9 protein-coding genes are annotated in these 9,842 nt (G+C 58.6%); 4 read left to right on the forward strand and 5 right to left on the reverse strand.

Annotated elements, in window-relative coordinates; genetic code table 11:
- Window positions 1-22 precede the first annotated feature (22 nt).
- From ATO67_RS21485 to ATO67_RS21495, 3 genes are all read right to left on the reverse strand, one after another.
- On the reverse strand, window positions 23-601 hold the full coding sequence (locus tag ATO67_RS21485; protein WP_342585733.1) for a hypothetical protein: 579 nt from the start codon (window positions 599-601) through the stop codon (window positions 23-25).
- A 459-nt stretch (window positions 602-1,060) separates the two neighbouring features.
- On the reverse strand, window positions 1,061-2,320 hold the full coding sequence (locus ATO67_RS21490) for a DNA-packaging protein (RefSeq protein WP_067653821.1): 1,260 nt from the start codon (window positions 2,318-2,320) through the stop codon (window positions 1,061-1,063).
- 73 nt (window positions 2,321-2,393) lie between these two features.
- Window positions 2,394-2,924, reverse strand: coding sequence for a hypothetical protein (locus ATO67_RS21495; protein ID WP_067653785.1), 531 nt, complete (start codon window positions 2,922-2,924; stop codon window positions 2,394-2,396).
- Between the two features lie 444 nt (window positions 2,925-3,368).
- Between ATO67_RS21495 and ATO67_RS21500 the strand changes: the two genes are divergently transcribed.
- Window positions 3,369-5,006, forward strand: a complete 1,638-nt coding sequence (locus tag ATO67_RS21500) for an alpha/beta hydrolase (RefSeq protein ID WP_067653787.1) — start codon at window positions 3,369-3,371, stop codon at window positions 5,004-5,006.
- Between the two features lie 73 nt (window positions 5,007-5,079).
- Here ATO67_RS21500 and ATO67_RS21505 read toward each other — a convergent pair whose 3' ends face one another.
- The gene (locus ATO67_RS21505; protein WP_067653788.1) at window positions 5,080-5,511 is read right to left on the reverse strand and encodes an Lrp/AsnC family transcriptional regulator; all 432 of its coding nucleotides are present in this window, start codon (window positions 5,509-5,511) and stop codon (window positions 5,080-5,082) included.
- A 122-nt stretch (window positions 5,512-5,633) separates the two neighbouring features.
- Here ATO67_RS21505 and ATO67_RS21510 point away from each other — a divergent pair, with 122 nt between their 5' ends.
- Window positions 5,634-6,734 (forward strand): saccharopine dehydrogenase family protein, encoded by a 1,101-nt coding sequence (locus ATO67_RS21510; RefSeq protein ID WP_067653790.1) that lies wholly within the window; start codon window positions 5,634-5,636, stop codon window positions 6,732-6,734.
- Between the two features lie 219 nt (window positions 6,735-6,953).
- Here ATO67_RS21510 and ATO67_RS21515 read toward each other — a convergent pair whose 3' ends face one another.
- A complete protein-coding gene (locus ATO67_RS21515; protein ID WP_067653823.1) occupies window positions 6,954-8,414 on the reverse strand; it encodes a protein adenylyltransferase SelO in 1,461 nt (486 codons plus the stop codon).
- A gap of 164 nt (window positions 8,415-8,578) precedes the next feature.
- Between ATO67_RS21515 and ATO67_RS21520 the strand changes: the two genes are divergently transcribed.
- Window positions 8,579-9,019 (forward strand): hypothetical protein, encoded by a 441-nt coding sequence (locus ATO67_RS21520; protein WP_067653792.1) that lies wholly within the window; start codon window positions 8,579-8,581, stop codon window positions 9,017-9,019.
- A 250-nt stretch (window positions 9,020-9,269) separates the two neighbouring features.
- Window positions 9,270-9,707, forward strand: coding sequence for a hypothetical protein (locus ATO67_RS21525; RefSeq protein ID WP_067653794.1), 438 nt, complete (start codon window positions 9,270-9,272; stop codon window positions 9,705-9,707).
- Window positions 9,708-9,842 lie beyond the last annotated feature (135 nt).

A 9,842-nucleotide genomic window follows, 5' to 3' on the forward strand; every position in this document is an offset into this window, starting at 1 on the left:
AATCTTGGGTGGAAATCGCCTATCACCCCACCGCGTGCTGTTCAATCCGGTTGGCCATCAAGGCGGTGTGAAAGGCGCGACCATAGCCCGCCAGAAGGGCGGCGCGGTCATTGCCATTGATGATCGCTCTCGCACCCTCCCAGTCGGCCCGCGACGGGCTGAAATGTTGCGAAAGCCGCCTGCCGGTAAAGCTGCCGCGCAGCATTCCTTCCACGAGAATAATGGCGGAAACCTGCGGCTCCATCGCCCGCTCCGGTCGCTCCACAAGGTCTATGCCCGTCACCGCAGACATCGCCTCGTAGTTACGCTTGTGTGTCAGTTGTACCAGGCCCCGCCCCAGCCAGCTTTTGCCGTCCGCATCGCGTCGCCAGTAAGGCGTGCGGAACTGCCCCAGCCGCCCCGCCGCATAGGCCCGGTCCAGAATGCGGATCGCCGCCTCATCACTCGCCGCCAGCGTTTCTCGCACCGGCTGCATGGTTGCCGCCGTTTCGTGAAACGCGGTTGCCAGCATATAGGCCAGATGCCTGACGTCGCCACCCGGCGCTCTTTCTTCGAATTCATCAAGCACCAGTTCGGTGCCTTGCACCTGCTGTGCACTCATTCGGCCCGGAAAGGGTGCCATCCGAATCGTTGTGAAAAAACGTTGCCTGTCGAACATCGTTATCCCCGCTGTATAAACCCCAGATTTTAATATGCGACTTTCTGCACCTAAATCGATTTAGAAAAATCCTAATCGATTTTATTTCATGCGAACCGTTTTAAGGGTAAAAATTACCTTGAATTGCGGAACCTCTGGCCCCCTACTCTGTTTCACACCGAGCAATGCACTGCGCCAACCGAAGGAGGAATGCCATGACCGCGACGATCCCTCAGACCACCTACGACCGTCTCGAAAACGAATGGCGTCAGATGCGCGAAGTCAGCGCGCAGACGAAACCTTCGCAGACCCAAAAGAAGTAATTTGGTGGGGCGTCAATTGCCCCTACCGGCATGGTTTCTGAAACCGCCCGCGCTGCGCCATCAACGGCCCACGCGGGCGTTTCGCTTTGTGGTGAAACCTTTACATTCCCCGTACCCTCGGCTCCGTCATCGTGTCCATCGCCAGTGCCGTCAGCGCCCATACCAGCGCGTCCAGCCGGTCGGGTGAGCGCTTGGAAGACAGCCCATCGGGTCCAAAATCGGTCATCTGCTCCTCGAGCTTGGCAAACCGGCCCGCATGGCGCACCCTGCCCTGCTCGTAAAGCGCTGCAACCGGTTCGGCGCGCGTGAACTTGCCCCGGCTTGCCCGCACCATGGTAACGGGCAGGTTGGCGTCTATGCTTTTCAGCATCGCGCTCACCATCTCGCCACCCTGGTTGACTTCCGCCACAACCCGGTCGGCCTCGAAGCGGTGATGCGCGGCAACAACCGCCCGCGCCCAGCCCGCCGGTGTCGCACCTTCAGCGGAACAATCCGCCAGAACCCAGAACCGCCCGTCGATGCCGATGCCCGCCACCACGATGCCGCAGCAAGAGCCCTCGCCGCTTCCCGCTGGCGGGTCCACCGCCACCACAATGCGAGCCAGAGCATCCGGCCGATCATCGAAGATGGCATCGATATCCGCCAGTTTCCACAGCGCATCATCACGCTGCGCAATCAATTCGCCGTCCAGTTCCTGCCGCCCAAGGCGCGTGCCGCCATACCGTTTCATCATGGCATCGATGAAACCCGGAGACAGGTTTGCCGCATTGTCATGGGTGCGCATACGCACCACACGACTGCTCGGGTCGGCCATCAACGTTTTCAGCAACGGTATCGGCCTTGGCGTCGTGGTAATCAGCTGTTGCGGCCTTTCGCCAAGGCGAAGGCCGAATTGCAGCATGTCCCAGGTTTCCTGCGCGTAACGCCATTTCGCCAGCTCATCGGACCAGGCAAAATGAAACTGCGGCCCACGCAGGCTTTCCGGGTCTTCGGACGAAAAAATCTGCGCCATCGCCCCGTTCGGCCATACCAGCCTGCGGCGAGACGCCTCGAAATCCGGCCTCTTTCGTCTGGCGATCCGGCATATGCCGGAGATACCGTCGATCATCACCTCACGCGCATCCCCCAGCGTTTCCGCCACCAGCGCAATGCGCAGATCGGAATGGTCGCCGGTGGACGCCATGAGATGCACCCATTCGGCCCCGGCCCGGGTCTTGCCCGAACCGCGACCGCCGATCAGCAGCCAGTTGCGCCAGTCGCCTTCCGGCGGCTGTTGCGGGCAACTTCCCACAAAACGCCAATCTCGATTGAAGCGAGTGACGAACTGGTTTTGATGACGTTCGGCAAGCGGTTCTGTCATGCCTTTGGCAATCTCTTGTCTGCGAACGTCCGGTATCTGGGAACCGATGCGCGGCAGCAAAGCCCGCCCCTCATCATTCTCCCCCGTCAGCCGGTTGCCCTTCCGGCGAAAGACCGGCAGCGACAAGCCTTGCCCGCAGTTTTTGCTCGACGAGCTCATTCATCCGCCTCTGGAAGAAGGCAACCGCCTCTTCATAGTCCTGATTATCGGCTTCGCTTTCGGCAACAACCTCGTGGTCACGCGCCAGTTGCCGTTGCAGCGTGTCGATCTTTTCCAAAGTCCGCACGATCAGCGACATGGCATCGGTGGCGGCCTTCACATCGGCCCGCGCCCCCTTGCCTGCCGCTTCATCAGCCCCATCCAGCGCCGCCCCCGCTCCTTCGCGCAACTCGCGAAAGAACCGAAACTGCTCCCGCATTTCCACGGTCATCTCATTCATCAACCGCCACAGCCCATCCGGCCCTTCAATGGAACCGGAAGGCTGGTTGCTCGCCTTGTCTGGCAGTGCGGATTTCAACTCCAGCACTGCAGGATTATCGGCATAAACATGCGTTTGCGGCCACTCGCGGTAAAACGAGAGGTCGTTATTGATTGTCGATGTCATGGTTTGCCTGTTGGTGAGAAGGTCAAATGTTGGCGCAAGAGACCCCCCTCTGCCTTGCCAGGCATCTCCCCCTCAAGGGGGGAGATCAGCGAGAGGCGCACTCACCGCTTCACAAGCAACGTTCAAGATGGCCGAGAGATCACCGCGATTCGATCTCCCCACCTGAGGGGGAGATGTCCGGCAGGACAGAGGGGGGTAAGCCCCACCCACAACGCTGATGATGTAAAAGAGAACGCACCCGCCCCTTCGTCACCATCGCTTCGCCCATTTCTCCGACTGTACCTAAACACTACCAAACGACCGTAACGCCGTCAAGGATTATTTTCCTATTTCATCGAAATTTATTCCGCAATCTTTCTTCCACACGTCTCCCGACCATACTACAGTGCCTCCAGAAACAACTGCGAAGGAAGCAAAAACTTGAGATGGATCAGGCGTTTGGTCATGCCGCTTTCGAGCACGGGCATCGTCGTCGGCACGGTGTTGCTGTGCGTCTCGCTTACGCCATCGCTGCTTCCCCGCACCTATGTCATGCAGGGTGTTTTGTGCGGTTTTTCCTTTGCCATCGGTTATCTCATCGGTGTCTTTCTGAAGGACATCGCCATCTATCTCGGCCTGCCGCAGCCCTCCCGGCATGACAAGCGCGGCATTCTGTTCGTCATCTCGCTCGCCGCCATCGTCGCCGCCGTCGGGTTTCTCTGGCAGGCCGCAACATGGCAGAATTCCATTCGTGCACTGATGGAACTGGAGCCGCTGGATAGCGCCCACCGCCTCAAGACCGGTGCCATCGCCATCGGCGTATCCGCGCTCTTGATCGGTTTCGGACGCCTGTTCCAGATCATACGACGGCTGTTTGCCCTGCGCAGTCGGCGATTTTTGCCGCGCCCGCTGGCCAACGTCGTCGGTATTGCCGCTGCCGCCATCATCGCCGTTCTGCTTCTCAACGGGCTGGTGGTGGATGTCGGCTTGCGTTTCATGGACAGTTCGCTGAAACAGGTGGACAGCCTCATCGAACCCGATGTGCCGCGCCCGTCCGACCCGATGAAAACCGGCAGCGAAGCCTCGCTCATGTCGTGGGAATCGCTCGGTCGCCGGGGGCGCGAATTCGTTGCCACCGGTCCGCACAGCGCAGACATTTCCGCCTTCACCTCCCGCCCTGCCATGGAGCCTATCCGCGTTTACGCCGGTCTGAATGCCGGGGCGACACCGACCGAGCGTGCCAAGCTGGCGCTGGAAGAACTCAAGCGGACCGGCGGCTTCGAGCGCGAAACGCTCCTCGTCGTCGTTCCCACCGGCACGGGCTGGATTGATCCGGAAGCCATTGATACGCTTGAATATTTGCACAATGGCGATGTTGCCACCGTTGCCGTGCAATATTCCTATCTCTCCAGCTGGATCGCCCTTCTGACGGAGCCTGATTACGGCGTGGAAACAGCCCGCGCCCTGTTCGAAGCCATCTATGGCTACTGGACGACGCTGCCCAAGGAAACCCGCCCCAAGCTCTATCTGCACGGCCTCAGCCTCGGCGCGCTCAACAGCCAGAAATCGTCGGATCTTTACGACGTGCTGGCAGATCCCTTTCAGGGTGCTTTGTGGAGCGGACCACCCTTCTCCAGCCCCACATGGCGCATGGCCACATCAGGTCGCGCGCCTGGCTCACCCTATTGGCTACCCGAATTCCGCGATTCCTCGGTGATCCGCTTTGCGGACCAGTACACCAACGCCCACATGCCGGATAAGCCGTGGGGGCCAATGCGCATCGTCTATCTGCAATATGCCAGCGACCCCGTCACCTTCTTCGAAACCGCTGCCCTTTACCGTCGGCCGGAATGGATGAAGCAACCGCGCGGCCGCGACGTATCCACATCCTTCCGCTGGTTCCCCGTCGTCACCGAACTGCAATTGCTCCTCGACGTCGCCGCCGCCACAACCGCCCCCATGGGCTATGGCCACGTCTATGCTCCGGAACACTACATCGATGCATGGTTGGAAGTCACCCAACCGCAGGGCTGGAGCGTGCCAGACATTCAGCGGCTGAAGAGTTTCTTCAAGGCGAGACGCGGCAGTACGGACCCGGTGTAAGCCCTAGCTTCCGTCGCCCGGCCCTGAGTCGGGGTCCAGCCAAAAGGACGGACATGAGGGAGAAGCGTTGAAATTACCGCGAAATCCGCGTGGATAGAATCACCGAAGACAACGTCCGCTCCACCCCATCAAGCGCCCCGATACCGTCGATCAACCGGTCGAGATCGGCGATAGACGGTGCCGTCAGAATGGCGATCAAGTCGAAGGTACCACTGACCGAATGCAGCGTGGTCACTTCCTTGATGGCGGCAAGGGCTGCGGTTACGCCCGCCAGTGCTTTCGGCGCGATGGTAATCAGCACATGTGCTCGCACCAGCCCGGATAGATAGGCGTCGGAAAGCTTGATACCGTAACCCGAGATCACCCCGTCCGCTTCCAGCCGCTCGATGCGCGCCTGCACCGTGGTGCGGGAAAGGCCGAGTTTGCGCGCCAGCTCAGCCACCGGCATCCGGGCATTGTCTGCCAGCAGAGAGAGCAGCGCAAGGTCTTTTTCGCTGATGGGCATTATGCGTAATCCTGTTGCCGATATGCATAGTTTTAAACTCACTTTCGCGTAATGTGAAGCTACGAATCGACTATCGAATGCGGCATTCTGTTACCTCAATGGCATTTCTCAAGGGGGACAGAATGAAACACATCGTCATCATCGGCGCAGGCAATATCGGCTCGGCCATCGCATGGATGCTTGCCGTCACCGGCGATTACCGCGTCACCGTTGCAGACCGTTCCGCAGACCAACTCGCCAACGTTCCCTGCCATGAACGCGTCGATACCGAGATTGTCGACATCACCGATCGGCTCGGCTTGCAGGCGCTGTTGAAGGACAAGTTCGCCGTCCTGTCTGCCGCGCCCTTCCACCTCACCGCTGGCATTGCCGAAGCTGCCGTGGCCGTCGGCACCCATTATCTCGATCTCACCGAAGACGTGGAATCCACCCGCAAGGTCAAGAAGCTGGCCGAAACGTCAGAAAGCGCACTCATCCCGCAATGCGGCCTTGCTCCCGGCTTCATCTCCATCGTCGCCGCCGATCTCGCTTCGCGTTTCGACAAGCTGGACAGCGTGCGCATGCGCGTCGGCGCACTGCCGCAATATCCTTCCAACGCCTTGAATTATAACCTTACATGGAGCACGGACGGCCTCATCAACGAGTATATCGAGCCCTGCGAAGCCATTGTCGAGGGACGCCTCACCGCCGTTCCAGCTTTGGAAGAACGCGAGGAGTTTTCACTCGACGGCATGACCTACGAGGCCTTCAACACATCAGGTGGTCTTGGCACGCTGGCCTCCACGCTGGAAGGCAAGGTGCGCACCATGAACTACCGCACTATTCGCTACCCCGGCCACGTCGCCATCATGAAGGCGCTGCTCAACGACCTCAACCTGCGCAACCGCCGCGATGTGCTGAAAGACCTGTTCGAAAACGCCCTTCCCGCCACCATGCAGGATGTCGTCATTGTCTTCGTCACCGTCTGCGGCACCAAAAACGGTCGTTTCATGCAGGAAACCTATGCCCACAAAGTCTACGCCGGCCCCGTTTCCGGCCGCATGATGAGCGCCATCCAGATCACCACCGCGGCCGGCATCACAACGGTTCTTGACCTGTTGAGCCAGGACAAATTGCCGCAAAAAGGCTTTGTGAAACAGGAAGATATCGCGCTGGCGGATTTCCTGGCCAATCGCTTCGGGCAATATTATGCGCCGCGTGAGGGATTGGCGAAAGTGGGGTAGTCTACCTCCGCACGTTAGCCACGGCGTGCGCGGTCTACCCCCCTCTGCCTTGCCAGGCATCTCCCCCTCAAGGGGGGAGATCGGCTAGAGGCTCTTACGCTGCTCAATTCTCAACGTAAGAGAAGATCGAGAGCAAGCCGCGAGTCGATCTCCCCACCTGAGGGGGAGATGTCCGGCAGGACAGAGGGGGGTGAGCCACACCCACCGCCCTCGCCCCCCTCACGTCCCGCAAAACGTCCGAAAAACCCGCTCATGCCCCATTGGCGCCTGCATATAGACGCCGAACTCCGGCACCTCATCAAACGGCCGGGCCGTTGCCCGAACCATCGCATGAAACGGCTCGAAATCACCATCCTCCACCGCCGCCGCAATCACTTCCTCAACACGGTGGTTGCGTGGAATAATTGCCGGGTTCACCGCCCGCATCGCGGACGCCCGGTCACTCTCGGTGGCACTCTCGCGCCATGTCCGCTGGCGCCAGTGGGCCAGCCATTCGTCGGCCCCCGCGAGATCGGTGAACATGCAGCGAAATGCCTCGGTACTGCCGTCCGCCGCATCGCAAAGCCTGCGGAATGTCAGTGTGAAATCCACGTCGTTTCGCTGCATCAGCGCCAACAGATCCTGCACCAACTGCTCATCCGCATCGTCCTGCGTGCTTAACCCAAGCTTCTCGCGCATGCCCGAGAGCCAGCGCTTCGGAAACTCGCTGGCAAACTCCGCCAGCACGCCATTGGCCAGCTCCACCGCCTTCTCGGCATCCTCGTCCAGCAACGGCAGCAGGCATTCCGCAAGCCGCGCGATGTTCCACTGAGCAATGCCCGGCTGGCTGTTATAGGCGTAGCGCCCCTGTGCATCGATGGAGGAAAACACCTTGTTAGGATTATATTCATCCATGAAGGCGCAGGGTCCAAAATCGATCGTCTCACCGGAGATAGCCACATTATCCGTGTTCATCACGCCATGGATGAAGCCCACCATCATCCAGCGGCAAACGAGATCGCGCTGGCGGGCAGCAATGGCCTGTAGCATTGCCAGATAGGGTTTCTCGGCCTGCTTGGCTTCGGGATAATGCCGGTCGATGACATAATCAGCCAGCACCTTGATCGCTTCATTGTCCTCACGGGCCGCAAAAAACTGAAATGTGCCGACGCGAATATGGCTAGCGGCAACACGTGTCACCACGCCTCCGGGCAGACCGGTCTCCCGTTGCACGCGATCGCCCGTTGCCACCGCGGCAAGCGCACGCGTGGCGGGAATTCCGAGCGCATGCATGGCCTCCGAAACGATATATTCCCGCAGCACCGGACCAAGCGCTGCCCGCCCGTCACCCCGGCGCGAAAAGCGCGTGGGGCCTGCGCCCTTCAGCTGAATATCCCGTCGTTTCCCCGTGATATCAATGACTTCACCCAGCAAAATCGCCCGCCCGTCACCCAGCTTCGGCACAAAGTTGCCGAACTGATGCCCCGCATAGGCCATCGCCAAAGGCTCCGCCCCAGGCGGCACGATATTGCCGGAAAAGATAGCGGCCAGGCGCACATCATCCACGCCATCAAGATCAAGCCCAAGCTCGTCAGCCAGCGGTCTGTTGAAGGCAATGAACTGCGGCGCGGCAACGGGCGTCGGCAACGCCGCAGCCGTAAAATGCTCCGGCAGGCGCGCATAGGAATTGTCAAAATGTATCACGGGTACTCTCCCTGTTTCCCCTTATATGGGCGGGTTTGCCGCGATATTCCAGCCATCCTCTGTCAAGGCTACCAACTTCCTCCACGAGGATTTGGGTATTGCTTCGTCCTGAGATCGCTCTATTCCTTGTGAGCACGTAAAACTTTTGTGCGGTAATCGTAATGCTATTTTTCCGTGTTCTTTGGTCGATCTTCTGGCGCGCCGTTTTGGTATTGATCGTTAACGCTGGCATCTCTTACGCCATCGGCATGGCCAGTCATCAACTCAGCGACAACACCACGGAACTGATCAAACTGCGGCGTTCACTCGCCTTTTTACCGGCAGCCATCATATTCGCGGGCTTTGCTTGGAAAAATAGGACTTTGGGCAATGGACTTTTGCAGAACCGTTCGCCGCTCGACGCAAAACAATGGAGGGAAACCTATCTTGTTTTATCTGCACTATGCATTGTTCTTATTTCGATCAGCTCTGCAGCAGCCTATGCTCTGGAAATCGACAGTTGGCTGGCAGTCCAGCAACTGACCAATCCCACCTCGTGGCTGGCGACATGGATTGGCCTCAGCATTTGGCAAACCGCAAAAATCAGAAAATCTCGTCTTTAGCGTCGATTATTGGGCAGCACATGGATTTGTTCAATTTTTCATAGTTTTATTTTCAGACACAACCACCTGCCAAACTCGGTCACGACATCATATGCTTCTGCAATATAACAAATTTTAGGTAAAACTTAATAACTCATGGCGTGCGAAATATTCTACTAAATTATTTATAATTGAAATCATCAGCCAATCGTAGCACCCTCATAAAACCTGCCGAATACGGCGGGCGGGTGATTCGGCTTGGGGACTTTCGATGATGATGTCCGTCTTTAAGAGAGCGATTGCGGCCTTTGCGGTTTTGTCACTGTTGCAAACGGCAACGTTCGCGACGGAAGATACTGAAACACGCACGCTTCATTACACCTCGACCGAGGGCTCGCGCATCATTGCACTCGCTCGGTTGCAGGCTCTGAAGCAACAGGAGGCCAGACGTTTTCAGCCTGTTGGACTTGCGCGTTATGGCTACCGGCCTATGGAGGGTTTGTCGCAGGATTTGGCCGTGGGTTTTCCGGTCACGGATGCCGCTCAACAGCATATGGCGGGGCTCACCTGCTTCACGTGTCAAATACCGGAGCGTGCGGTTTCCGGCACCAAATATCTTACTGACTCAGGGCCGAAGTCGCTGAATTTCCAAGGTCTTCTGGTAGACGTCAAAACGCAGTTTGCTTCCGTGGATAAAAGCGCCTTTTAGAAAGTTCCGACGCGCGGCACTTAGCCTCTTCGCAACCCGGGGCATCTCAAGGCGCTCTGTGGAGTGCACCCCATTTCACCGGACAGGTCGGCTAGGTTGATTTAGCTCTGATGAACTGCCGAGGGGAAGCCATCT

This window comes from Agrobacterium bohemicum (genome assembly GCF_001562555.1).
GTDB lineage: Bacteria > Pseudomonadota > Alphaproteobacteria > Rhizobiales > Rhizobiaceae > Agrobacterium > Agrobacterium bohemicum.